The sequence below is a fragment of the Candidatus Methylomicrobium oryzae genome (genome assembly GCF_016745425.1).
GTDB classification, from domain to species: domain Bacteria; phylum Pseudomonadota; class Gammaproteobacteria; order Methylococcales; family Methylomonadaceae; genus Methylomicrobium; species Methylomicrobium oryzae.
Genome location: NZ_JAERVK010000009.1, coordinates 189,438 through 214,592, shown reverse-complemented (window position 1 = coordinate 214,592; position 25,155 = coordinate 189,438). Strand labels below are relative to the sequence as shown.

The following is a 25,155-nucleotide window of genomic DNA, read 5'->3' as shown; positions in this document are numbered from 1 at the left end:
ACCCTACGCTAAGCCCAACCCGACCAGCAGCAAATCGATCGTCTTGATCCCGATGAACGGCACGATCAAGCCGCCGACGCCGTAAATCAGCAGATTGTTCTGCAGCAGCGTGGCCGCGCCGACCGGCTTATAGCGGATTCCTTTCAACGCCAGCGGAATCAGCGCGATGATGATCAGGGCATTAAAGATCACCGCCGACAGGATCGCGCTGTCCGGCGTCGCCAGGCCCATCACGTTCAGGACGTTCAGTTCCGGGTAAGTCGTCGCGAACGCGGCCGGAATGATCGCGAAATATTTCGCGACATCGTTCGCAATGCTGAAGGTAGTCAGCGCGCCGCGCGTCATCAGCATCTGCTTGCCGGTTTCGACGATTTCGATCAGCTTGGTCGGATTCGAATCCAGATCGACCATGTTGCCGGCTTCCTTGGCGGCCTGCGTGCCGCTGTTCATCGCCACGGCCACGTCGGCCTGGGCCAGCGCGGGCGCATCGTTGGTGCCGTCGCCGGTCATCGCGACCAGGCGGCCGTCGGCCTGATGTTCGCGGATCAGTTTCAATTTCGCTTCCGGCGTCGCTTCGGCGAGAAAATCGTCGACGCCCGCTTCGGCCGCGATCGCGGCGGCAGTCAACCGGTTGTCGCCGGTGATCATGATCGTCTTGATGCCCATCTGCCGGAGTTCCGCGAAACGTTCCTTGATGCCGCCTTTGACGATGTCTTTCAGCTCAATCACCCCGAGCGCATGTCCGCCTTCGGCGACAACCAGCGGTGTGCTGCCTCGCCGCGCGACATTGTTGACCAGGGTTTGAACCGCCTGCGGAAACTTGCCGCCCTGCTCCTCGACATACATACGGATCGCGTCGGCCGCGCCTTTGCGGATTTGCCGCGATTCCAGATTCACACCGCTCATTCGGGTCTGGGCGCTGAAATGCACAAAGGTGGCGCCCAAAGCCCGCATATCGCGTTCACGGAAACCGAATTTCTGTTTCGCCAGCACGACGATGCTGCGGCCTTCCGGCGTTTCGTCGGCCAGCGAGGCCAGTTGCGCGGCATCGGCCAGATTCTTCTCGGGCACGCCCTTGATCGGAATGAAGGCCGAAGCCTGCCGGTTGCCGAGCGTGATCGTGCCGGTTTTGTCTAAGAGCAGCACGTCGACGTCGCCGGCCGCTTCGACGGCCCGCCCGGAGGTCGCGATCACGTTCTTCTGCATCATCCGGCCGATCCCGGCGACGCCGATCGCCGACAACAGGCCGCCGATCGTGGTCGGAATCAGGCAGACCAACAGCGCGACCAGTACGGTGACCGAAATCGGTTGGCCGGCACCCGCCGCTTCGACGCTGTACAAAGAAAACGGCAGCAGCGTCGCGGTCGCCAGCAGAAACACCAGCGTCAACGCGACCAGCAGGATCGTCAAGGCGATTTCGTTCGGGGTCTTCTGGCGCTTGGCGCTTTCGACCATCGCAATCATCCGGTCCAGGAAGGTTTCGCCCGGATTGACCGTGATGCTGACGACCAGCCAGTCCGACAGCACCCGCGTGCCGCCGGTCACCGAGCTGAAATCGCCGCCGGATTCGCGGATCACCGGCGCGCTTTCGCCGGTGATCGCGCTTTCGTCGACCGAAGCGACACCTTCGATCACGTCGCCGTCGCCGGGAATGAAGTCGCCGGCTTCGATCAGCACCACGTCGCCGCGCCGCAAGGTGGAACCGGCAATTTTGCTGTAGTTCGAACCGTAGCGCGGTTCGTCGAGCTTCTTTGCCGCAATGTCGCGCTTGGCGCTGCGCAGAAACGCCGCCTGCGCCTTGCTGCGGCCTTCGGCCACCGCTTCGGCGAAATTGGCGAAAAGCACGGTGAACCACAGCCACAGCGTGACGGCCAGCGTGAAACCGGCCGGCGCCTCGCCTTTTCCGCTCAACGCCTGAAACCAGAGAAACGTCGTCAAAATACTGCCGATGTAGACGACAAACATCACGGGGTTTTTCGATTGCTGCTTGGGCGTCAGCTTGCGGAACGCATCGGCCAGCGCTTCCAGCAGAATCCGCGAGTCGAACAAACTCGCAGGCACCGGTTTTTTAGAGGCCGAAGCCGATCGTTTACTCATCACGTTCATAAAACTCTCCTTACTGGGCTTTCAGCTCGTAGGGTACGCTGCGCGTACCTTTACTCAAGAATCCGGTAAATTGATAGACCGATCAGGTACGCGCAGCGTACCCTACGATTATTTCGTCATTTGCAGATGTTCCACGATGGGCCCCAGCGCCAAGGCGGGAATGAAGGTCAGCGCGCCGACCATCAGCACGGTGCCGATCAACAGCGCCATGAACAGCGGCGTGTGCGTCGGCAGTGTGCCGGAACCGGCCGGCACGATCTTTTTCGCAGCCAGCGAGCCCGCAATCGCTAAAACCGGCACGGCCAGCCAGTAACGCGCGAACAGCATCGCCAGGCCGAGCATGAAATTGTAAAAAGGCGTATTCGCGGACAATCCCGCAAACGCGCTGCCGTTGTTGTTGCCCGCCGACGAAAAGGCATAGAGCACTTCGCTAAAGCCGTGCGCGCCGGGGTTGAATACGGAGGACTTACCGGCGGCCACCATCACCGCGATCGCAGCGCCCCCCAAAACGACCAGCGGCGGAATCAGGATCGCGACCGAGGCCATCTTCATTTCGAAGGCTTCGATCTTCTTGCCAAGGTATTCCGGCGTGCGGCCGATCATCAAGCCGGCCACGAACACCGCGACGAGCGCAAACACGATCATGCCGTACAGGCCGGAGCCGACGCCGCCGTAGACAACCTCGCCCAATTGCATCAGCCACATCGGGATCATGCCGCCGATCGGCGTGAAAGAATCGTGCATCGCGTTAACCGACCCGTTCGAGGCCGAAGTCGTCACGACCGCCCACAAGGCCGAATTGACGATGCCGAAGCGGGTTTCCTTACCTTCCATGTTGCCGCCGGGCTGGGCAGCCGAAGGCGCCTGATCGGTACCCAGAGAAGCCAACACCGGGTTACCGTACTGTTCGGCCGGCACGGTCACGAAGACCAGCGCGACGAAGATTACCGTCATCGCCGCCAGAATCGCCCAGCCCTGGCGCGTATCGCCGACCATTGCGCCGAACGTGTAGCAGAGCGCGGCCGGAATCAACAGGATCGACAGCATTTCCAGGAAATTGGACAACGGCGTCGGATTCTCGAAAGGATGCGCCGAATTGACGTTGAAAAAACCGCCGCCGTTGGTGCCGAGCTGTTTGATCGCGATTTGCGAAGCGGCAGGGCCTAACGCCAGGGTCTGCTCGCGGACTTCGATTTTTTCGAGCACGGGCTTGCCTTCGTGATTTTTGACAGGCTGCCCGTCTGCGCCGAGTTTGGGCTGTTCATAGCTGACGGCTTCGGCCAGCGCGACGGTTTGGTAAGGGCTGAAAGTCTGCACGACGCCCTGCGCGACCAAAGCCAGAGCCAACAGCAGCGACAACGGCAGCAGGATATAGAGCGTGCTGCGGGTCATGTCGACCCAGAAATTGCCGATCGTCTCCTGATTGCGGCGGATGAAGCCGCGAATCAGCGCCACCAGCACCGCCATACCGGTCGCGGCCGAGGCGAAATTTTGCACGGTCAACCCGAGCGTCTGGGTCAGATAACTCATCGTCGTCTCGCCGCCGTAGCCCTGCCAGTTGGTGTTGGTCGCGAAACTGACCGCCGTATTGAATGCCGAATCCGGAGTGACTGCGGCAAGATGCTGCGGGTTAAGCGGCAGATATGACTGAAACCTTTGCAGCGCATATACCGCAATCAAGCCCAAAAGATTGAAAACCAAAAGTGCGGCGGCGTATTCAGTCCAGCGCATTTCCTGCTCCGGTTTGACACCGCCGAGACGGTAAATCAGACTTTCGATCGACCCGACCCAACGCATCGGCCTGATCGATTTGTCCCGATAAATCCGGGCCATGTACCCGCCGAGCGGTTTCGCCAATCCCAGCAACACGATCACATAGACCGCGATTTGCAGAAAACCATTGCTTGTCATCAGAATCTCTCCGGAAAGAACAATGCAAAAACCAGGTAAACGAAAATCAGCAGCGCAAGGCCCGCGCTCAGGAGATACAGCCAGCTCATGACGCACTCCGTAATTTTTCGAAGACGTAGACCAGCGCGCCGGTAAGCAGAAAAAAGCCTGCGCTCAGCAGGATAAAAACGATATCCATAGATACTCCTCCAGAATGAGTCCTATTGTGTAACCTACTGAAAAACTGATGGATCTTTACTGATCGATAATAGGGAAACTACTGCAAAATAGATTATCCCCACTCGCTGTTCAGTGTTATCGAGGAATAGCTTATGAAATCGGAAATAAAAAAGGTGTAAAAATTTATTGATTTTTCATTTGGAGAGAAGGCTACTTTCGGAACAGGAAAAAAGCAGCAAGATGGGAAAGCTTTCAACGGTGAAAATGATAGCGAGATTACCCCCGTCTTCTTGCTTGACGATGCTCTCGCTTTTCCAGCACTTGTAAAAAGACATAGGTCAGCCAACCGACCAAGACCAGGCCGGCTGTAAAAAGGCCATAGGCGACCGGCCAGCGTATGCCTTGGGTCATCATGGTAAACTCGGACATGCCGCCGATTCCGGCCAAAATATTCAGCGGCATAAAGACCACGCTGACCACCGTCAAACGCTTGATCACCTTGTTCTGATTGATGTTGATGAAACCCACGACGGCATCCATCAGAAAGTTGATCTTGTCGAAAAGGAAAGCCGTATGGCCATCCAGCGATTCGATATCGCGCAAGATCTGTTGCGAATACTCCAGTTGCTCTTTGGTGAGCCTTTTACTGCGCATCAGGAATGACACTGCGCGCCGCGTATCCATCACGTTTCGGCGAATCCGCCCATTCAGATCTTCTTCAATGGCGATGTCGTTCAAGATTTTGCCTGCCTCTTCATCGCTCATGTGTTCGCTCAGCACTTGGCCGCCCACCCCTTCCAGCGTCAGGTAGACGTCTTCCAGGGCGCCCGCCGAATATTCGGCATTGGCCGCGTAAAGATCGAGCAGCATGTCCAGGGAGTCGGTCACATAACCGGCCTGGCTCAACGCGCGTAAACGTTGCAGCCGGAAGACCGGCAGTTCTTGTCTGCGTATCGAGAACAGCGTATCGTGATAGAGGATAAAGGCCACCACAATATTGCTCGATATATCGTCCTTATCCAGTAAGAAATCCGAGTGTAAATGGATTTCGCCGTTCTCTTGCACATAAAAGCGGGCGCTGGCTTCCAAATCGCTCAATCGCTCAGGATCGGGAAATTCGATCCCGAAAATTTCCTCCGCCCAAGTGCGATCCTCAAACGTCGGCGCGACCAGATCCACCCAGACCGGTTTGGCTTCGCGCAAGTCTTCCGGGGTATGGATCGAGATTTCCCGCAGGTGGCCTTCATGCAAATCGAAGGCCTTGATTCTGATTCTGGGCTTTTCCGGCCTGAAGCCGGATTTCGCCAACAGTTGCTGGACGGAAACCGGGGACTCTCGCTGGACCGCCTGTTTATGCTCATCATCCAACTGCTCCCAGATCAGCCATTGATCTTCCGACGGCAGCCCTTCCAGAATATCGATAATTTCCTCGGCCGTTAATTGATTGAGTATCTGCCGTAATTGCGCCATGTTCTCTTTGCGGACCAGCGAGTCGACCAGCTCGTGCCGGGGCATGTCCTGTTTGTGCACCAATTCCGCAACAAGCTTCTGTTTCAGTAACTTGTCGATTACGGCTTGCGGGTTGGCATGAGTTTTATGGTTTGTGTCTGTCGTCATGGAGAAGAATAAAATTGAGCATCCTCAGAGAAACGATTGATCAAAATGAGGCCCGGTTAAGCGAACGCAAGCCTCTCACAGACTGACTGCTTGGGATGGGCTCCTGTGGTTATGCTTTGAACCGGAGAGCCATCCGGCTTTCATGCGCGTTAAAACTCCAAGAGCATCAGATACCTATCGTCAATTTCGCTCACCACCCTAAAGCCCCAGCGCACAAAACGTTTTTTATGTTTGGTACTGACCAGGCAGCGTCCGTGATTAAAATTATTTAGTATCCACTCTATTCGAGATTTTTCCAAATCCGTCCCCACGCCTTGACCGCGATGCGCTTTGTCGACGGCCATCAAATAAAGGATATGGGTGTCTGAAGCCCAATCAGCGGCCTTAATGCCTCCTATGCCGATCAACGTTCCATCACCAGCGTAAGCGCCGAAAAATTTTCTATAAAAGGGGAATGCGCTCTCCAAGCCTATCTCGGTTTCAAGCCGGCTTTTTTCGTAACGATGCGATTCATTCGGGCAGTTGGAAGCCAACAATTCGACTGCCTCCGATAAGGCGTGCGGAGTATTGCCCAGGGGACGTATTAGATAAGTTTTCATTTGTGTAAGATCGCGTTACCGGAATCCATAAGGGTTGTGGCTACAAGCCGGACAATGGCCTGCGGAACTTTGTCCGGCTGAGGAAGATAGTCAAAACATCTCAAAGCGGGCCAGATAGCCAAAGTGGTCTGAAACCACGGGGTGAAAATGGTGGTTGAAGATGACATCCATGCCGGTAACTCGCAGGGGAGAACGGTAATGCTTAAAGATGTGATCGATGCGTTTGGGCGGACTGTGACGCCAACCATCGATGTGGCCTTGAAAGCTGGGTTCGTAAAAACGATGCGGATGCAGTTCGTAAAACTGGTCGATGTATTCGCCGTGGCCGACGATACGGTTATAGGCAGGTTCGCCTGCAGGTGCATTGAAATCCCCTACGATTAAATCGCCGCGAATGCCGAAATGCCGCCGCGAGTCTATCAATGCTTTTAACCGAGGATATTCCTCGAAAAAACCATGATGAGCCCAGCTCAGGTGTACGTTGGCGATATGCAACAAACCAAACCACGGGACTTCGATGCACGACACGGTGATATTGCGCGACATGTAGTTGTCTTTACGATGGTCGTTGGATACATAGGCGGAATAATTATGCCGCATGGGATAACGACTCATGATCGCGGTCCCTTCGCGCCAACGAAAAAAACCGACATGGCTCCAATCCTGGTGGATATGATATCCATACCCCCACTGGCGTAATTTGTTGCAGATCCGAAATGCCATATTGGAAGGCGATTCGCCGTAAGGATGCGCTATCGGATCGTGCAAATACTCCCCGACCTCTTGAAAACAGATGATATCAATCCGCAAGCGAGCGATGGCCTCGGCAATGATGTGGACTTCCCGCTCATGCCGATGCATGGTTTCAAAGGGACAATACTGCGGATGTTGTTGATAAGTATGAAGGTTCAGCGTCAACAGCGAAAGTTCCATAGCGTCTGTACGTGCCCGCAGAACGGCGGATGATGGATTGAATTCATTAAAGGCGAGTTGGAAAGCCCGGTGTGTTTCGCGCTTTTAACTGAAAAACGCTACATCGGTTAGGTTAAAGTTTTATGAACCTTAATAAAAAACCTTGATCGCTGAATGCACGGTAACAATTGAAACAAAAATTTGATAGCGTTTGTGGTCTGGTTGGGATTTTTCAATCAACGTTAGGAGCCGCTCATGGCTTTCGAGACAAGCCAAGAAGCGTTATGAAAAAGATAGGGCGATGGGTCAAATTTGACGAATCCCGCAAAAAACGGCTTTTTCCCCTAACTTTAGAGCTTCTTTGAAGGAGCGGTCATGCTCTATCCGCAGCAGAATTTATTCCGAGACAAACTCGATTTGTCCGGCTTTTGGGACTTTCAAACCGATCCCGATCAGACGGGTGAAAATAAGCGATGGCAGCATGGCCTGAATGAATCCCGCCCGATCGCCGTACCCGGCAGCTGGAACGAGCAGTACGAGGATCTTTATCATTATCTGGGGTTGGCATGGTATGTCAAATCGACCTACATCCCACCCAGTTGGAAAGGGCGGCATATTTTTCTGCGGGTCGGGTCCGCCTGTTATTTATGCACCGTCTATGTTAACGGCGTCAAAATCGGTTCGCACGAAGGCGGCCACCTCCCCTTCGCTTTCGAAATTACCGACCACATCCGTTGGAATGAGGAAAACCGGATCGCCCTCAGCGTCGAAAATGAACTCAAACCGACCCGCGTGCCCTCCGGTAATATTCCCAGTGCTCTATTGCCGATCGCAAGTTTTCCGCAGACAACCTATGATTTCTTTCCGTTTGCCGGCATTCATCGGCCGGTTGTCTTATTGAGTGTGCCTCAGACCTTTATTGAAGATATCACGGTCATAACGGAAATTGAGGGGATTGACGGCATACTCAAAGTTTCAATCCGGCTGAACAACCCTGTTGAGGAAAAAGGGACTCTTCGCGTGAATGGCGGAGATATTGCCATCACCCAGACGGTAACGTTTACCGGCGGTCGGACCGACGCATTACTGACGGTTCCGAATGCCTGTTTCTGGTCTGACCGGCATCCCTATCTTTACGATCTGACAATCAGCACAGACCAGGACCAATACACGTTGAAGGTAGGCATTCGATCGATTGAGGTCGAAAACGACCGCATTTTACTGAATGGACTTCCGGTAACGATGCAGGGCTTTGGCCGTCACGAAGATTTTATCGCTTCCGGCAAGGGGTTGAATCTGCCTTTATTGATCAAGGATCATCAACTGATGCGCTGGACAGGCGCCAACAGTTATCGGACTTCTCACTACCCTTACAGCGAAGAGGAGATGCAACTGGCCGATCGGGAAGGTTTCTTGATCATCAATGAGATACCCGCAGTCAGCTTGCAGTTTGACAATGACGAGAATATGGCCCAGCGACTGCGTCTATGCCTGCAGCAGATCGATGAGTTAATCGAACGCGACAAAAACCACGCCAGCGTCGTGATCTGGTCAATAGCTAATGAACCCATCCCTCCAAAGCTTAATCCCGAGATTGAAAGTAATATCCTCGTAGAAAAAGGCCAACACTTTCTGGACACTTTGATGGAGCGGGCTCGTAAATTGGATCCTTCCCGCTTGGTCACCTTTGCCGCGCTGCAGGGGAGTCCGGAGGCATGGCTGAAAAATTGTGATGTCTTGTGCTTGAACCGTTATTGGGGCTGGTATACGCTGGGCGGCCAATTGGATTTGGCGCTGGCTGCATTAGAAATGGAGCTGGATACAGTCTGGGAAACCTGGCATAAACCTATTATCCTGACCGAGTTCGGCGCGGACACCCTCGCCGGCCTGCACGGTCATCCTGACCTGATGTGGACGGAAGAATACCAAGCGGAATATATTCGGGGCCATCTTGAGGTCGTCGCGCGTAAAACGTATATTGCCGGAATGCATGTGTGGAATTTTGCCGACTTTGCCGCCGTGCAGAGCATTATGCGGGTAGGCGGAATGAACATGAAAGGCGTCTTCACCCGGACCCGGGGTCCCAAAATGGCGGCGCACGTACTGAGACAGTTTTGGGTCAAGTAAGCTAAAAATTGATTCAAAAATGATCGGCCGGACGCAGACGTTTCTCGCCTTAATTTACCCGAATTAGAAATCGAACCCGGAACTGAAATCCGACCGAATGAAGTCCTTCACATCCAGGCGACATCGGGGTGAATCATTTTAGGGCGCGGTTGGGCTGGGTGGCCTGTTTCGACGATCGCCGCATGACGGCGAACGCTTAACAAAAACCTTGCTCCGCACTTTCATCCTCATGCTCGTCCAGGCCGCGTCCAGCTTGCAACACGTCTCTCACGCGCCCTAAAAAGACAATTGGCGCGCGCATAACGGAAGACCACATAGCATAAACATGCGAAAAGCATACTGTTTACAGTCAGAGACTTCGAACGGATAAGGCATCGCTCCCGTCATCGCCACCCGCGATTCAACCTGTATTTTCGCAGTGATACCTGCGGATCAATCCGGCGTTGCCAAACCTGTGCAGTCCGTGTAGATTTATCGGTTTAAACTCATATTCACCCTTCTCAGCGCTTTTTCAGCAATTTAATCCTTTTGGTTTATTTTTTGCTTATACTATCTTTAAAGCCGCGGTGCCTGGCTCAGTCAGCAAAGTGAATACCCTAACTGATCTCTTCAATTTCAAGCCGTATTGATCCGTCCGCGCCTATACCCGGCGGGGCAGCGCCGATACTGCAAACTTAGGTAAAAATCATTGGCCGAAATTTATCATATCAAAACCGGTTACCCTTACCCGGCCGGTGCGACAGCGAACCCGAACGGCGTCAACTTTTCGATTTTCAGCCGGCATGCGACCGCGGTCGAGCTGCTGCTGTTCGAAACCGCCGACAGCCTGGAGCCGTTCCAGATCATTCAGTTGCAGTCGCAGGTGAACCGGACTTTTTATGCCTGGCATGTGTTCGTCGAGAACCTGCCGGCCGGTACCTGGTACACTTGGCGGATGGACGGTCCGAACAATACCCCTGACTCGGGCCAGATGTTCGATAAGGACAAACACCTGCTCGATCCGTGCGCACGCGCGGTCAGCACGAAGCTTTGGAACAGAAAACAGGCATGCATACCCGGCGACAACGTCCGCCATTCGATGCGCAGCATGGTGGTCGAGGACAATTACGACTGGGAAGGCGACGTGCCGCTCGCGATCCGAAGCGAGAGTGCGATCATTTACGAATTGAATGTAGGCGGCTATACCCGCCATCCCAATTCCGGCGTGCGCCATCCCGGCACGTTTTCCGGCCTGATCGAGAAAATTCCCTATCTCCAGGAACTCGGCATCACGCATGTCGAACTGCTGCCGGTGATGGCGTTCGACGAACAGGACGTTCCGCCCGGCACCGCCGACCTGGGCCTGCAAAACTATTGGGGCTACAGCACCCACAGTTTCTTCAGTCCGCATCCCGGCTATTGCGTGACCCCGGAACAGGGCACGCATATCCAGGAATTCCGCGATCTGATCAAGGCCCTGCACAAGGCCGGCATCGGCGTGATTCTGGACGTGGTGTTCAATCACACCGCGGAAGGCGGCGCGGGCGGGCCGATCATCAATTTCAAAGGCATCGACAGCGAAATTTATTATCACATCGATGCGTTCAACAAAACCGTGTTCCGCGACTATACCGGCTGCGGCAATACGGTCAATGCCAATCACCCCTTCGTATCCAATTTCATCGTCGACTGCCTCGAATACTGGGTCGAGCACATGCATGTCGACGGCTTCCGCTTCGATCTCGCCAGCGCGATGGCGCGCGGCGAAGGGGGCATGCCGCTTCGCGATCCGCCGGTGCTGTGGGCGATCGAACTGTCCGAAAAACTGGCCCGAACGAAACTGATCGCCGAGGCCTGGGACGCGGCAGGCCTGTATCAGGTCGGTTGTTTTCCCGGCTACCGCTGGGCCGAATGGAACGGCATCTACCGGGATGCGGTGCGCCGCTTTCTGCGTGGCGAAAAAGGCCTGATAGGCGACCTGGCGACGCGCCTGTGCGGCAGCAGCGATCTCTACCATCCAGAGGGCCGCCTGCCAATCAACAGCATCAACTTCATCACCTGCCACGACGGTTTTACGCTGATCGACCTGTTCAGCTACAACGAAAAGCACAACCTGGCGAACGGCGAAAGCAATCGCGACGGCTGCAACCACAACCTGAGCTGGAACTGCGGCGTCGAGGGGCCGACCGATAATCCGGCGGTCCATGTTTTCCGAATCAAGCAGGTCAAAAATGCGTTTGCGATATTACTGTTGAGTCAGGGCGTACCGATGTTCCTGGCCGGGGACGAAGTCCTGAAAACCCAGCACGGCAATAACAACACCTGGTGTCAGAACAACGAACTGACTTGGTTCGACTGGAACATCAGCGAAAACAAGCGCGAGATTCTGCGTTTCGTGAAGTCCATGATCGCCTTACGCAAGCGCAACCCGTCGCTGATGCGCCGCCGCTTCCTGAGCGGCCAGAAACACGACGATACCAACCTGCCCGACATCTCCTGGCACGGCGCGCAGATCGACCAGCCGAACTGGAACGACCCGGAAGCCCGCGTACTGGCGTTCACCCTGGCCGCGGCCACCGAAGGCGGCACGCATTTGCATGTGATGCTGAACATGTCGGACAGCAAGGTCGAAATGGAACTGCCGCCATTGAAAAACCTCAGCTGGCATACAGCCATCGACACCTCGAAGCCCTCTCCCTACGACGCAGTCAGCCCCGCAGAGCAGATCCGGCATAAACGCAAGTTTTACACGGCCGAACCGAAATCGGTCGTCGTGATGGAAAGTTCCGAATCCAAATGGTGGAATTTATAATTTCTTCCGGAACGGTTCAAAAAGGCGCTTCAGGCGCCTTTTTCATGCGCGCAGACCTCCTCGTTCAGGCCAATTCCGTTTAGTTAACCACATCCCCGGCCATTGCCGTTTTCCGAAATTCCCAACTTCTGCCGCCGGATCCCTTTCCGCTTGCCGCACACCTCAAAAATTTTACATACATCGATGTAAAAACAATTACATATTGTTATAATTTAAACGAAATTATCGTTTTTTGAGCGGCGGCCATGAGACATTTCGCTAAATTATTCTTTTTGCTGACGTTACAACTTTTCTCAAGCTTGGCTTTCGCTGCACAGGTGAGTGTCAATTCGCTCCATTTTTGGAGTTCGGCCAAACAAAGCCGGATGATGATCGACGTGTCCGCCATTCCCTCCCATTCCATTTCGCTAACCGAACGCCCCGACCGTCTGGTGATCGATATTCAAAATGCCCGCCTGAAGGGAAAACTGTCCCAGCCGCCGGCCTCGCATCCATTTTTTTCCCGTATTCGCACGGACCAGAAACAGAAGACGCTAAGAATCGTCGCCGAGCTGAAAAGGCAGATCGATTATGAAAGCTTCACGCTGAATCCGAACAAGATGTACGGCCATCGCCTGGTCGTCGATCTGACAGACAAAGGACCGCTTCCGGACAGCCCTATCGCTTCCGAAAAACCTATGGCCCAGGCCGCCAAACCCGAAGCGAAAGCGCAAGCGCCGCAGAAAGCCGCCAAGCGGGCCTCCGACGGCAACCCGGCCAAATCGGCCAAGGAAGCGGCCTCCACCGGACGATCCGGTAGAAACATCGTGGTAGCAATCGATGCCGGGCACGGCGGTGAAGATCCGGGAGCCCACGGGCCGGCAGGAACCGAAGAAAAACGCGTGGTGCTGGCCATCGCGAAAAAACTGGCGTCGTTGATCAACGGACAGCGCGGGATGCGCGCCGTATTGGTGCGCAAAAGCGACTATTACGTCGACCTCAGAAAACGCATGGAAATCGCCCGCGCCGCAAATGCCGACCTTTTCGTCTCGGTGCATGCGGACGCCTACCAGAAATCCGACGTAAAAGGCGCATCGGTATTCACATTATCGAACAGCGGCGCTTCGAGCGAAGCGGCGCGCTGGCTTGCCGATAGCGAAAACGCGGCCGATCTGGTCGGCGGGGTTCGTCTCGACGACAAGGAAGAAGTACTGGCTTCGGTGCTGCTGGATTTATCGCAAACCGCCACCTTGGAGGCCAGCAACAATGTCGCCGGCCAGGTGCTGAAAAGTTTTCAGAACATCGGTGAGCTGCATTTTTCGACCGTACAAAAGGCCGGCTTTCTGGTCCTGAAATCGCCGGACATTCCGTCGATCCTGGTCGAAACGGCCTTCATCTCGAACCCCGGCGAAGAACGCAAACTGAACAATACCGAACATCAGTCCAAAATCGCACTGGCGATTTTCAACGGCATCCGCAATTATTTCAAGCAATATACCCCAAACGATACCCGCGTGGCAGGCCTGTAGGTAGGCAGCCTCAAACCCGGCCTGCCGGCCGGCTGGTCATTTCTTTCTTTTTCTTTTCGCGTTCTTGTCCTTGCTTCGCTTCCTGGACTTCGCTACAGCCCCTCGCTTGCTGATCAGCTCGAAGTCGATCTTCTTCTCGTCCAGATCCACGCGCACCACCTGAACCCTGACGCTGTCGCCCAACCGGAACACGGTATTGGTGCGTTCGCCGCGCAGCTGGTGGCTGACCGGATCGAAATGGAAATAGTCCTGGCCCAGATTGCTGATATGCACCAGCCCTTCGACATAAATCTCGTCGAGCTCGACGAAAAAACCGAAGGACGTGACCGCCGAAATCAATCCGGCAAACTCCTCGCCGATCTTGTCCATCATGTATTCGCATTTGAGCCAGAGCACCACGTCGCGGGTCGCGTCGTCGGCGCGCCTTTCGTTCGCGGAACAATGCTCGCCGAGCAGCACCATGTCGGAATGGCTGTAGATGAAGCTTTCCGGCTTCTTGCCCTGCAGCGCATGGCGGATGCCGCGATGCACGAGCAGGTCGGGATAGCGGCGGATCGGCGAAGTGAAATGTGCGTATTCGTCGAGCGCCAGGCCGAAATGGCCTTTCATGTCCGGGCTGTAAACGGCTTGCGACATCGAGCGCAGCAGCACGGTCTGGATCAGATGCGCGTCGGGCCTTCCCTTGATCGACTGCGTCAGATGCATGTAATCGAGCGGCGTCGGCTTGAAGCCGCCGCCCAGCCTCAGGCCGAGTTCGCCGAGAAACGACTGCAGCCCCAGCAGTTTGTCCGCGCTGGGGCCTTCGTGGATGCGCAGCAGTTTGGGGATTTTTTTCTTGTTCAAAAAGCGCGCGGCCGCCATGTTCGCCGCAATCATGAATTCCTCGATCAGTTTATGCGCATCGTTGCGCACCAGCGGCACGATCCGGTCGATTTTGCGGTCCTTGCCGAAAATGATCCGGGTTTCCTGGGTATCGAAATCCATCGCGCCGCGCTGTTCGCGGCTGAGGCGCATCACCCGGTACAGCGCATACAACTCTTCCAGATGCGGCAGCAAATCCTTGTATTTCTTGGCGAGCGTTTTGTCATGGTCGACCAGCATCTTCGCGACTTCGGTATAGGTCAGCCGCGCATGCGAGCGCATCACACCCTCGAAAAAGCTCGACCGCAAGATATGTCCCTGGGAATCGATCAAAAGCTCGCAGACCATGCACAGGCGGTCGACATGCGGATTGAGCGAGCAAAGGCCGTTGGACAGGATCTCCGGCAGCATCGGAATGACCTTTTCCGGGAAATAGACCGAAGTGCTGCGGTTTTTCGCCTCCTGGTCGAGCGCGGCATTCACCTGAACGTAGTGTGAGACATCCGCGATCGCGACCAAAAGCTTCCAGCCTTTGGCGGTCTTTTTGCAAAACACCGCATCGTCGAAGTCGCGCGCGTCCTCGCCATCGATCGTGACCAGCGGCGTATCGCGCAAATCGACGCGATTAGCCTTCGCCTCCTCCGGCACTTCCTCGCTGAACGATTTGATTTCTTCGAGCAGCGCCTCCGGCCATTGAAAAGGCAATTCATACGAACGGATCGCCATCTCGATTTCCATGCCCGGCGCGAGATGATCGCCAAGCACCTCGACCACGCGCCCGATCGGTTGCCGTAGTTTGGTCGGCTGCTCGACGATATCGACAACCACGATCTGGCCTTGTTTCGCCTTGCCCGTCTCTCCCGGCGCAATCAATACGTTTTGCGCGATGTTTTTATTGTCGGGCACGACGTAATTGAAACTGTCCTTCATGAAGCGGCCGACGACCTGATGCGTGTTCCGCTCCAGAATCTCGACTACCGCGCCCTCCCTGCGTCCCTTCTTGTCGATGCTGGAAACGCGCACCATCGCGCGGTCGTTGTGCAAGAGCGCGTTCATTTCGCGCGGCGACAAGTAGAGGTCATCCGAACCGTCGTCCGGGCGCAGAAAGCCATAGCCGTCGGGATGGCCGAGAATCCGGCCGACGATCAAATCTTTATTATTGACCAGGCAATATTTCTGCTCGCGGTTGAACAATAACTGCCCGTCTCGTTCCATAGCTCGAAGACGCCGCCGTAAAGCTTCCAATTGTTCATCATCATCCAGCGCGAAGGCTTCGGCAATTTCCGCACGCTTGAGCGGTTTACCGATATGTTCGATGTATTCAAGAATCAACTCGCGGCTGGGAATCGGACGCGTATATTTTTCGGCTTCGCGCGCGGCGTAAGGGTCTTCGGATAAATTGAAGTCAACGACTTTTTTTGACTTGGGCGGCATTGAGGATGGCTAGAATGGATGGGAATGATATTTTAGATGTTTATCCGCAGGATTTTACTGCGTCGCAAAATCCCGGGATTTAATATGATTATAATACACGTTTCCAGGCGCAGAATTTGAAAATGTCAATCATCGGAAATAAAAATTCCCTCTGGACCATTGGCATCCGAAGCACATTCGACAATGGACGATAAAAAAACTTGCAAAATGTTTGACAAGGTCAAAATCGATCCTTATAATATGCCGAATCAACTGAGATGAAACATCGCCTAGCCGAGGTGGTGAAATTGGTAGACACGCTAGCTTCAGGTGCTAGTGGGGGAAACTCCGTGGAGGTTCAAGTCCTCTCCTCGGCACCAAATTTAGGTTCTAAGAGAACCAGCAAAGTACAAAAACCCGCTAAGTTATATAGCTTAGCGGGTTTTTTTATGCCCAACGAAGTACACTGAAATACAGTAACATTCGCTAATAACAGCAGTAAGATTTACGGTAGCTTTCAGCAACTCAATTAACTTCGGATGAGCATCGCATCTGTACTCAATCCTGCCTTGGACTCCCAAGTCAGCACGCATATCCCTTAATTAAAGAACCCAAGCCATAGCTTTATTTCTGATATGCGTACGGGATTAAGCAACTCCAGTTATTATTTATCGATGCCACTTCAAGGCATCGGCCACAGGCATTTCTAAAATTTGCCCTCCTGTTTCAATCCGGAACCCTCTAGATAAATTTCCATTTATCACGGTTCTCCGAATTTGATGCGTGTACCCTGCCCATTCAATTGGATTTAAAAATTGCCGTAATTTTTCGCTACCCCATACAGCAACGGTTACGCCCGCGTTTTTTCGCTTGATACAAAGCCCGATCAGCCCGCTCAAAAATCAGTTCATAAGTATCGCCTTTCATTAATTGGGCAATTCCGCAAGAGACAGTAATACAATGGGCCGTACCGTTTAGGTCCAGCTGATGTTTTTCAATAATATCGCGTAAGTTTTCTGCCTTTTGAAAAGCCGAGAGTTGCCTGGTATTCGGCATCAGCACGACAAATTCTTCTCCTCCAAGCCGGGCCACAAAATCCGTTTTACGGATATTTTCCGAAAACAGTCGACCCACATGCTTCAACACGGCGTCCCCTAATTGATGCCCGAAATTGTCATTGATTTTTTTAAAAAAATCGATATCCCATATAAGCAGGCACAGCGGTGTGTGATAACGTTGCCAATGGGCTATTTCGTACTTTAACCGATTGTCATAAGCTAAACGATTCGGCAGCCCTGTTAAAGCATCGCTAAACGCTCGTGAATTAGCAACGACTAGCTTGGATTTAAGCTCACCGGTTTCCGTTTCCATCGCTTGGATTTTTTGATTCAGCTTTTCCATATGAAGTTGAAACCTTTCGAGTTCGATCGCTTCCTTTTTTTTATTTTCCTGAATTTCCCGGGTGATTTTATCGATATGGGAAGAAATGGATTTTTGTAAGGACTCCAGCTGAGTCGCCTGCAGCGATCGGTATTGCAGGTCGCTCATTTGCTCGGAAACCGACTGATCGAATTTGATTCTATTTAAACCGACATCCTTGAATGTCTGATTAGAATCGGTAACAACCGAGCTCAGCGCCGCAAGTTGTTCGGTTATTTGCGCCAGGAATTTATCAATCTCCTCTTTCTTCGGTTGATTGTCGGTATTAATTTCGATCAAAAGCGAAATAATGCTATCCAGTATCGATTCGAGCGAATGAGAGATCTCCCCTGCTTTTAATTGCTGTTTTACGTTTTGCACCTTTTGTTCGAATGCTTCCGGAACCTTTATTCTTTCCAGGAGTTTCAGTAATTGCGCACTGACAAAAGAAGTATCGATAGAATGTCGAGCTGAAGACTCATTCTCACCGTGTTGCTGAGCAATTTTTACATCCGCCGGATCGCTCTCGATAATCCTGGCAATAACCGCAAATAATCGCCGAGGCTCCGCTAAAGGCTGACCGCTCTCTTTCAGTTCCTTTAATTCTTTTTGCTGCCGGCTCGACGTATAACGCTGCAATAAAAACTCGAACAAAAGGTTCGCATCAGCAGCCTTTATAGATCCTTTCGAGGACGAATCTTTAAGCTGATAGATAATTTTTGTAAGGCTTTCAAGATCCGCCTTAAGTTGACGATTGTCTATGCCATTCTTTAAATGATCGCGGATACGCTGCAGGTAGGGTTCGAGTTGGGCGTCAACTTCGGAACTCACAATGGAAAGGCGAATGATAACTTTGCTTAGTATTTCCTGTTCTTCTTTATAAGCTTTTTCCAGTCGCTCATGCGCATCCAGCAGATCTAAATATTTGGTTTTCCATTTATCTGTTCCGACGTCATTATTTTTATCTGCTGATTTTGTGAAGAACTTCATTTAGTCCTCTGTCTACCGATGATAAAATGTCTACCGTATTCGATTCCAGATACTCGTATTAACATTTCATTTTTTCCAATAAATCCGCTGATTCAAGCATGCTTGAGCTAGAGTTAATAAAAGTTTTTTAAAACCTTATTAGCAACGTTAGATAATACAGTTGCTGAAATTTTTTTAGCAATGAGAACCGCATCCGAGAGTCAGGTTAAACAAGTTGAGGTCTGACGCCAATAGATTACCCTTGTGTTACTATCGAAGTAATTAACTAACTCTTTCTCTGTAGCAATACCCACACCATATAATTCAAGCCGGCTGATAATTTACCAGTTCCCAAAAGCTCCATCTACCGCAAAGTTTACTCCCTGTTTGACTATCAAGCTCTCTTACTCATCAACGGCTGTGCCCTACCCAACCCGCATTCATCTTGACTGTCTGGCCTATTGCAAATCTTTTACAAATTCGAGGTAAACAATTGTTTTATTGGTTAATTAAAACAAACCAATATAAAGAACAGCCGCTTGATTGTTCTCCAATTATTTGGAGCCTCAAAAATTGTCGGTAGTGAACTGGTTATCGCACATCAAAACCCTACACATTGTAATAAAAATGCGTATACTTAATTACATTATAGCAGCCGTTTAGATCACTGTTACTGACTGCTCCGACTGGCAATTCAGTTCGAAGATAAAGCCCTTTCAACATAGAACGGGAGCGACGCATCCGAAAAACATGGCATCGTGTTCATTCGATAATAATTTTTTGCTGTTATTGAATGAGAGACCCGGTTTATTTTTTGTTAGGGCTTCCTTAACTGCATGAATTTTAATTTGACGGCTTTTAACGTGTTTCATATCGATAAGTTGTCCGGTAAATAGATGTTTTTTCCCTTGGTATTTAAAAAATCCCTGTAAGCGTGGCGGTTAGTGTTAAAGAATCAAATTAAGTTTTCCGCGATTTCGTCGCTCGTCATTTCATTCCTATTAGTGGCATTCTCTGCATTTTTGCGTACGGAACTGTTAAGCGATCTGGGATTACGCCTTACTTATATTACTTTTTTTCCTGCAGTTTTTTTCTCGGCTTTAATCGGCGGATTAGGGGGAGGACTTTTAGCCACCCTGCTGTCCGGCCTGTTCGTCACTTTATGGCGTCAGCCTGACGGACAGCAATTTGTCAACGACTCGCTGGACTGGATAGGTTTAGGTATTTTTACTCTGAACGGCATAGCAGTGTCCGTTATCGTTTGGAAATTAATGCTTGCGAAATTTAGCGGGAACAAAGCTCGGTCGTTATTCAGTAACATTCTGGAAAATGCCCCGACCGGGATGCACATCGCCACTTTAGACGGGCACATCCTTCAATCGAATCGCGCTATGAGGGAAATTGTAGGTTTTCAGAAAGAGGAACTTGAAAACCTATTGATCAGCGATCTAACCCATCCCGAGGATCGAAATATCAGCAAGGAAAACTTTGAACGGCTCTTAAACGGCGAAAAATCCGTTGTCTATGAAAAGCGCTACCTGCATAAAAACGGTAGCCCTGTCTGGGTGCAAGTCAGCCTCTCGTTAGAGGAAGACGACGAGGGAATTCCTCTCTATTTCATTGGCCAAGTCGAAGATATTTCCGCAAGAAAGCAAGCCGAGAGCCTACTGCTTGCAAGGGATGCCGAAATTCTTGAAGGACAAATGATTCTTCAATCGGTGCTTAATCACATGCCGGCCATGATTGGGTACTGGAACCGCGATCTCACCAATAAATTCGGTAATCAGGCCTACCAGGAATGGTTTGGGATTCCGCCGGAACAATTGCGGGGCAAGCATATTCGCGAAGTCCTCGGCGAGAAGCTTTACAGGCTGAACCAGCCCTATATTCAGGCGGTATTGAAGGGAGAAACGCAACTATTCGAACGCATTATTACCGATGCTTCGGGCCGCCAGCGACATACGCAAACCTCTTACTTACCGGACATTATAGAAGAGGAACAGGTGAGCGGTTTTTTTGTATTGGTCACGGATATCACTCAATTAAAAACGGCAGAACAGCGCATTATCCAATCCGAAGCCACCCTGAGGGCTATGTACGACAATTTGCCGTTTCTCGCATGGATGAAAGACACCCAGGGTCGTTATATTCAAGCGAATAAGGTTTTTATCAAAAATACAGGCCTGACCTGTCTTGAAGATTTGAACGGTAAAACCGATTTCGATTTTTGGCCGCAAGAACTCGCAGAGCATTACCGGGCGGTTGATGATGAAGTCATACGAACTCGGCAGCGAAAAAAATTGGCCGAAAAAATCTTGACTGACGGCCATGAGCATTGGGTAGAAACCTTTAAATCGCCCGTCATCGACGATCAGGAGCGTGTTTTGGGCACTATCGGGCTCGCCCGGGACATTACGGGTGAGCGCGAGATTGATGAAAAGCTTAACCTGGCAGCCTCTATCTACGATAACAGCAGCGAAGGCATGCTGATTACCGACGAAGAAAACCGCATCATCGCCGTCAACTCCGCCTTCACTCAAATAACCGGCTATTCAGCCGAAGAAGTCGCAGGCAAAAACCCGAGAATATTCAGCTCCGGCATGCACGATAAGGCTTTTTATAAGGAAATGTGGAATTCGATCAATACCCATGGTTTCTGGCAGGGGGAAATTTGCGACCGAAAAAAGAATGGCGAAACCCACTTCAAACGGTTGACCATCAATGTTCTTTTGAGTCCCGAAGGTAAAATTTACCGGCATGTGGCGCTTTTTTCCGATATTACCCACATCAAAAAAAATGAAGCCCTTATCTGGCACCAAGCGAATTACGACGCCCTTACCGATTTGCCCAATCGCAGGCTTTTTCTAGACCGACTGGAGCAGGAGATCAACAAAGCGCATCGTTCGGGTGCCTCTTTGGCCGTGCTGTTCATCGACCTTGACCGCTTTAAAGAGGTTAATGACACCTTGGGCCATCAGTCGGGAGATACCGTGCTGGTCGAAGCAGCCAAACGCATAGAAAAATGCGTGCGCTCATCCGATACGGTATCGCGGCTGGGCGGCGACGAGTTTATGGTCCTTCTTACCGATCTGGACGATCACAGCCATGTGGAAGGTATTGCCGAGAAAATTCTATTGTCCTTAAGCGAGCCGCTTAAACTCGGGAATGACTTATTTTTTACTTCGGGAAGCATCGGCATAACACTGTACCCCAACGACGCAAAAACCTCGGACGAACTAATCAAAAACGCCGATCAAGCCATGTATGTGTCCAAGAATGGGGGACGTAATCGGTTCAGTTACTTTACCAGCGAAATGCAGGCAAGGCTTAAGCTGGCATCCGACCTGCGGCGTGCGCTGGACGAAAAGCAGTTTTCTCTGTTCTATCAGCCCATCATAGACCTCCATACCCAGAAAATACATAAGGCAGAGGCCCTGATTCGCTGGAGCCATCCGGTACGAGGTCTTGTCACCCCCGCCGATTTTATCCCGTTTGCCGAGGAGACAGGACTCATTGTTGAAATAGGAGAGTGGATTTTTGAAGAAGCGGCAAATTTCTTAAAGGAAATAAGTCGGAAAACCCGTCAACCGTTCCAGATCAGTGTAAACAAATCTCCCGTCCAGTTCCATAAACAGTTAAAGGGCAAAGACTGGGTTTCCTACTTACATGAAATAGGGGTTGATCCTAAACAGATCGTGGTTGAAATTACGGAAGGATTATTGTTGGACGGAGACATCACAGTAAAAAATCGCCTGCTGGAATTTCGGGACGCGGGCATTGAGGTCGCCATAGACGATTTCGGCACCGGGTATTCATCACTTTCTTATCTGAATAAATTCGGGATTGATTATTTAAAGATTGATCAATCGTTTATCAGAAATCTTCGAAACGGCTCGTCGGAAATGGCCATTTCGGAAGCCATCATTGTAATGGCCCATAAACTGGGGTTAAAAGTCATAGCAGAGGGGGTGGAAACCGAGGAGCAACGCGACCTGCTTGTCGCAGCGGAATGCGATTTTGTACAGGGCTACCTCTACTCAAAGCCGCTTTCCTCGAAAGATTTTGAAGAACTGCTGACGAAAGACTTATTGACTGTCGGATAAGATGGCGTCGAAGGCTGTTGCCCGCTGAATTATTCCTGGCAAGTGGGCAGTGCCTATTTTTTGTGAATGACCGTATTGAATCGGAAATCAACCGCCGGCAACGCGCCTTTGGTAGAGTCGGAGTATTACTCACAAAGTAAATATGAAGGGTGGAGCCCGCCTTCATACCGACGCCGAGGCGATAAATCGTATCATTTTCCGGCAGGTTTAGTAGGGGACAGACGCTATTGCCCTTATTCCAAGCTTCTTAAAGAAACAAGAACATAATGTAAAAACGAAAAAACATATTAACAGAACAATCCGCCACGATAGATCCTCTTTACTCCCGTCGCTTGAAAACAAAGTCGTGCACCGGCTCAAGACTTAATTTCTTAGATTTTCCGCCGCCTCCGCGCCCGCCGTCGTCGCCGTTTTTGATACAAAGATTAATAAAGGCTTGAAGCTCTTTGGTCGCTATTTCTTTGCTGTCAAAAGGTCCGAAGTTGCCTTCCCGCGCGGAAAAAAACCACTCTATCATTCCCGTTTTTGGATTACTCTGGCTGTAAATTCTTTCTGCTCGAAACACGTTGATCCCATTGCCTAAATAAAAACGATATTAACTTAATAATAGCAAAACCCAGCAGAAGCATGCGATCTTTTACGGATTTGATCGCCGTTGCGGCCTAGAAAGCCTCTGCCAAGCGCATTGTTGATTTGATGCGGCGATCCGGCATTACAGACGGGTACAAAGACGCTTTAACTCGTCCGAAAAAACTTCGATATCGATTAACCTGCCCGCATCCTGCACACTCAAACAGATCGATACATCTGCCGCAGGCAGCATCCCTTCTCCCATCTCGGGCCACTCGACGATGCAGATGGACTCCTCGTCCAGGTAATCACGAATCCCGATCCATTCCAGTTCTTCCGGATCGGCCAAACGGTATAAATCGAAATGATAGATTTTCCGGCCACCAATCCGGTACTCTTCGACCAGCGTGTACGTCGGGCTCTTAACCGCGCCGACATGGCCCGCCGCCTGTAAAAAACCGCGGACCAGCGTCGTTTTTCCCGCCCCCAGGTCGCCATGCAGGAACACCAAGCATTTCGGCGGCAACAGGCGCCATAACGCCGCGCCGAACTGTTCAGTGGCTTCCGCCGATTGCAAATAACGCTGCATTAATTCACCAATTGTCTCAAAAAAGGCAATAAATCGGTCGCCAATAAGCCGCGTTCTCCGTCTCTGGCGGCCGCCAGATCGGCGGCGCGGCCGTGCAGGAACACGCCTCGCTCCGCCGCTTCCTGCAAATCAAGACCCTGCGCGATCAGTCCCGCGATCACGCCGGACAGCACATCGCCCATTCCGCCCGAGGCCATGCCCGGATTACCGCTCGTCGACACGGCAATTCGCGAGTGGCTCGCGATCAGGGTGCCCGCGCCTTTCAATACCGCGATGCCGCCATAAGCCGCCCGGATCGCCGACACCGCAGAGAATCGGTCCTGTTCGACGGATTGCGCGGAACCGTGCAGCAAGCGTCCCGCTTCGCCGGGATGCGGGGTCAGTATCCAATAGGATTTGCTCATCGGCATTGACGCCAACAGATTCAAGCCGTCCGCATCGAGCACGATTGGTTTTTCGGACTGCAATACGGCGCCGAACAGGGTTCTGCCCCACTCCTTCTGTCCCAGCCCCGGCCCCAGCGCCACGACATTGGCCTTATCCAACAGTGGGAGCAAATCCCTCTCACTTTCGACGCCGCGGCACATCAGCTCCGGCCGGTTCAAATTCATCAAGCCGGCATGCTCGCTCCGCGTCGCGATGCTGACCAGGCCGGCGCCGATCCGCAAAGCCGCCTCGCCGGCCATCCGCGCCGCCCCCGAAAATCCCAGGTCGCCGCCGACGACCAGCACATGCCCCATGTTGCCTTTGTGCGCACAGCGGCGGCGAGGCATCAGCGGTTTTTGGCCGACGAGGAAAACCTCGGGTTTCACTCGATCAAAAACAGCGTCCGGCACCGCCAGCCCGTCATAAACGATCTCGCCCGCATATTCGGCCGCTTGGCCGGTAAAGAGGCCCTGTTTTAGCCCGATAAAAGTCGCCGTGCAGTCGGCCTTCACGGTACAGCCCAGCGGATTGCCGGTATCCGCATTCAGGCCGGAGGGGATATCGACCGCCACGACAGGCAAGCCGGACCGGTTGATTGCCGAAATCGCCTCCGCGTAAAGCCCGGTTACCGGCCGGTCCAGGCCGGTGCCGAGCAACGCGTCGACCACCAGATCGGCCTCAATCGCATGCTCCGTTTCAAATGTCTTTACCGGACCTCCTGCCTGAACATAATCCCGATAGGCCGTCAGCGCATCGCCTTTCAGCTTTTCGGGATTACCGACACAAACCGCCAGGGCGTCCAATCCGGCTTCTCTTGCCAGACGCGCGACCACATAACCGTCTCCCGCATTATTGCCGCTGCCGCAAAATACCGCCAGCGACCGCACTGTTGGCCATTTTCCGGTCAGGCATCCGAATACGGCGCTGCCCGCCCTGCACATCAGCGCGTAGCCGGGAATGTTGAATTCTTCGATCGCGAGCCGGTCAAGTTCTCTGACTTGGGCGGCGCGGTAGAGCATTTCTGGCAATTTTTGCATCCCGTCGAATATCCTCAAGATCACTTTTACGGGTTATT

15 protein-coding genes and 1 tRNA gene are annotated in these 25,155 nt (G+C 52.4%); 5 read left to right on the top strand and 11 right to left on the bottom strand.

Features of this window, described 5'->3' with window-relative positions:
- Positions 1 to 3: 3 nt before the first annotated feature.
- The 6 genes from kdpB to JJL52_RS11910 form a co-directional block, all read right to left on the bottom strand.
- Entirely contained in the window at positions 4 to 2,097 is a 2,094-nt protein-coding gene (kdpB, locus tag JJL52_RS11935) for a potassium-transporting ATPase subunit KdpB (RefSeq protein ID WP_202052658.1), read from the bottom strand.
- Between the two features lie 117 nt (positions 2,098 to 2,214).
- A complete protein-coding gene (kdpA, locus tag JJL52_RS11930) occupies positions 2,215 to 4,017 on the bottom strand; it encodes a potassium-transporting ATPase subunit KdpA (protein WP_202052633.1) in 1,803 nt (600 codons plus the stop codon).
- The gene (locus JJL52_RS11925) at positions 4,017 to 4,106 is read right to left on the bottom strand and encodes a potassium-transporting ATPase subunit F (protein WP_202052632.1); all 90 of its coding nucleotides are present in this window, start codon (positions 4,104 to 4,106) and stop codon (positions 4,017 to 4,019) included. Before JJL52_RS11925 ends, kdpA begins: the two co-directional genes overlap by 1 nt.
- 346 nt (positions 4,107 to 4,452) lie before the next feature.
- Entirely contained in the window at positions 4,453 to 5,793 is a 1,341-nt protein-coding gene (locus JJL52_RS11920) for a CorA family divalent cation transporter (RefSeq protein WP_202052631.1), read from the bottom strand.
- A gap of 149 nt (positions 5,794 to 5,942) precedes the next feature.
- On the bottom strand, positions 5,943 to 6,392 hold the full coding sequence (locus JJL52_RS11915) for a GNAT family N-acetyltransferase (protein WP_202052630.1): 450 nt from the start codon (positions 6,390 to 6,392) through the stop codon (positions 5,943 to 5,945).
- 90 nt (positions 6,393 to 6,482) lie between these two features.
- The gene (locus JJL52_RS11910) at positions 6,483 to 7,325 is read right to left on the bottom strand and encodes an endonuclease/exonuclease/phosphatase family protein (protein ID WP_202052629.1); all 843 of its coding nucleotides are present in this window, start codon (positions 7,323 to 7,325) and stop codon (positions 6,483 to 6,485) included.
- Between the two features lie 354 nt (positions 7,326 to 7,679).
- On the opposite strand from JJL52_RS11910, the gene uidA reads away from it, so the two are divergent.
- The 3 genes from uidA (at position 7,680) to JJL52_RS11895 (ending at position 13,730) form a co-directional block, all read left to right on the top strand.
- Positions 7,680 to 9,431 carry a beta-glucuronidase gene (gene uidA, locus JJL52_RS11905; RefSeq protein WP_202052628.1) on the top strand — a complete coding sequence of 584 codons (1,752 nt, stop codon included), beginning with the start codon at positions 7,680 to 7,682 and terminating at the stop codon, positions 9,429 to 9,431.
- A 688-nt stretch (positions 9,432 to 10,119) separates the two neighbouring features.
- Complete coding sequence (gene glgX, locus JJL52_RS11900) at positions 10,120 to 12,222, top strand: glycogen debranching protein GlgX (protein WP_202052627.1); 2,103 nt, start codon at positions 10,120 to 10,122, stop codon at positions 12,220 to 12,222.
- A gap of 317 nt (positions 12,223 to 12,539) precedes the next feature.
- A complete protein-coding gene (locus JJL52_RS11895; protein WP_336885067.1) occupies positions 12,540 to 13,730 on the top strand; it encodes an N-acetylmuramoyl-L-alanine amidase in 1,191 nt (396 codons plus the stop codon).
- A 36-nt stretch (positions 13,731 to 13,766) separates the two neighbouring features.
- Here the strand turns inward: JJL52_RS11895 and rnr are convergent, their stop codons facing one another.
- Positions 13,767 to 16,025 (bottom strand): ribonuclease R, encoded by a 2,259-nt coding sequence (gene rnr, locus JJL52_RS11890; RefSeq protein ID WP_202052625.1) that lies wholly within the window; start codon positions 16,023 to 16,025, stop codon positions 13,767 to 13,769.
- A gap of 272 nt (positions 16,026 to 16,297) precedes the next feature.
- On the opposite strand from rnr, the gene JJL52_RS11885 reads away from it, so the two are divergent.
- Positions 16,298 to 16,384: transfer RNA gene (locus JJL52_RS11885), tRNA-Leu, on the top strand.
- 451 nt (positions 16,385 to 16,835) lie between these two features.
- Here the strand turns inward: JJL52_RS11885 and JJL52_RS11880 are convergent.
- Positions 16,836 to 18,413 (bottom strand): GGDEF domain-containing protein, encoded by a 1,578-nt coding sequence (locus JJL52_RS11880; protein WP_202052624.1) that lies wholly within the window; start codon positions 18,411 to 18,413, stop codon positions 16,836 to 16,838.
- 923 nt (positions 18,414 to 19,336) lie between these two features.
- Between JJL52_RS11880 and JJL52_RS11875 the strand changes: the two genes are divergently transcribed.
- Positions 19,337 to 22,495: a PAS domain S-box protein gene (locus tag JJL52_RS11875; RefSeq protein ID WP_202052623.1), complete on the top strand. Its 3,159-nt coding sequence runs from the start codon at positions 19,337 to 19,339 to the stop codon at positions 22,493 to 22,495.
- 319 nt (positions 22,496 to 22,814) lie between these two features.
- Here JJL52_RS11875 and JJL52_RS11870 read toward each other — a convergent pair whose 3' ends face one another.
- The 3 genes from JJL52_RS11870 to JJL52_RS11860 form a co-directional block, all read right to left on the bottom strand.
- The gene (locus tag JJL52_RS11870) at positions 22,815 to 23,060 is read right to left on the bottom strand and encodes a DUF6316 family protein (protein ID WP_202052622.1); all 246 of its coding nucleotides are present in this window, start codon (positions 23,058 to 23,060) and stop codon (positions 22,815 to 22,817) included.
- Between the two features lie 147 nt (positions 23,061 to 23,207).
- The gene (tsaE, locus tag JJL52_RS11865; protein WP_202052621.1) at positions 23,208 to 23,654 is read right to left on the bottom strand and encodes a tRNA (adenosine(37)-N6)-threonylcarbamoyltransferase complex ATPase subunit type 1 TsaE; all 447 of its coding nucleotides are present in this window, start codon (positions 23,652 to 23,654) and stop codon (positions 23,208 to 23,210) included.
- On the bottom strand, positions 23,654 to 25,117 hold the full coding sequence (locus tag JJL52_RS11860) for an NAD(P)H-hydrate dehydratase (protein WP_202052620.1): 1,464 nt from the start codon (positions 25,115 to 25,117) through the stop codon (positions 23,654 to 23,656). Before JJL52_RS11860 ends, tsaE begins: the two co-directional genes overlap by 1 nt.
- Positions 25,118 to 25,155: the final 38 nt, after the last annotated feature.

Excerpts from the sequence above, each read along its gene's own strand:
- JJL52_RS11915 (WP_202052630.1), bottom strand. The coding sequence starts at position 6,392 with ATGAAAACTTATCTAATACGTCCCCTGGGCAATACTCCGCACGCCTTA.
- rnr (WP_202052625.1), bottom strand. The coding sequence starts at position 16,025 with ATGCCGCCCAAGTCAAAAAAAGTCGTTGACTTCAATTTATCCGAAGAC.
- JJL52_RS11925 (WP_202052632.1), bottom strand. The coding sequence starts at position 4,106 with ATGAGCTGGCTGTATCTCCTGAGCGCGGGCCTTGCGCTGCTGATTTTC.
- JJL52_RS11920 (WP_202052631.1), bottom strand. The coding sequence starts at position 5,793 with ATGACGACAGACACAAACCATAAAACTCATGCCAACCCGCAAGCCGTA.
- uidA (WP_202052628.1), top strand. The coding sequence starts at position 7,680 with ATGCTCTATCCGCAGCAGAATTTATTCCGAGACAAACTCGATTTGTCC.
- tsaE (WP_202052621.1), bottom strand. The coding sequence starts at position 23,654 with ATGCAGCGTTATTTGCAATCGGCGGAAGCCACTGAACAGTTCGGCGCG.
- JJL52_RS11860 (WP_202052620.1), bottom strand. The coding sequence starts at position 25,117 with ATGCAAAAATTGCCAGAAATGCTCTACCGCGCCGCCCAAGTCAGAGAA.
- kdpB (WP_202052658.1), bottom strand. The coding sequence starts at position 2,097 with ATGAGTAAACGATCGGCTTCGGCCTCTAAAAAACCGGTGCCTGCGAGT.
- kdpA (WP_202052633.1), bottom strand. The coding sequence starts at position 4,017 with ATGACAAGCAATGGTTTTCTGCAAATCGCGGTCTATGTGATCGTGTTG.
- JJL52_RS11910 (WP_202052629.1), bottom strand. The coding sequence starts at position 7,325 with ATGGAACTTTCGCTGTTGACGCTGAACCTTCATACTTATCAACAACAT.
- JJL52_RS11880 (WP_202052624.1), bottom strand. The coding sequence starts at position 18,413 with ATGAAGTTCTTCACAAAATCAGCAGATAAAAATAATGACGTCGGAACA.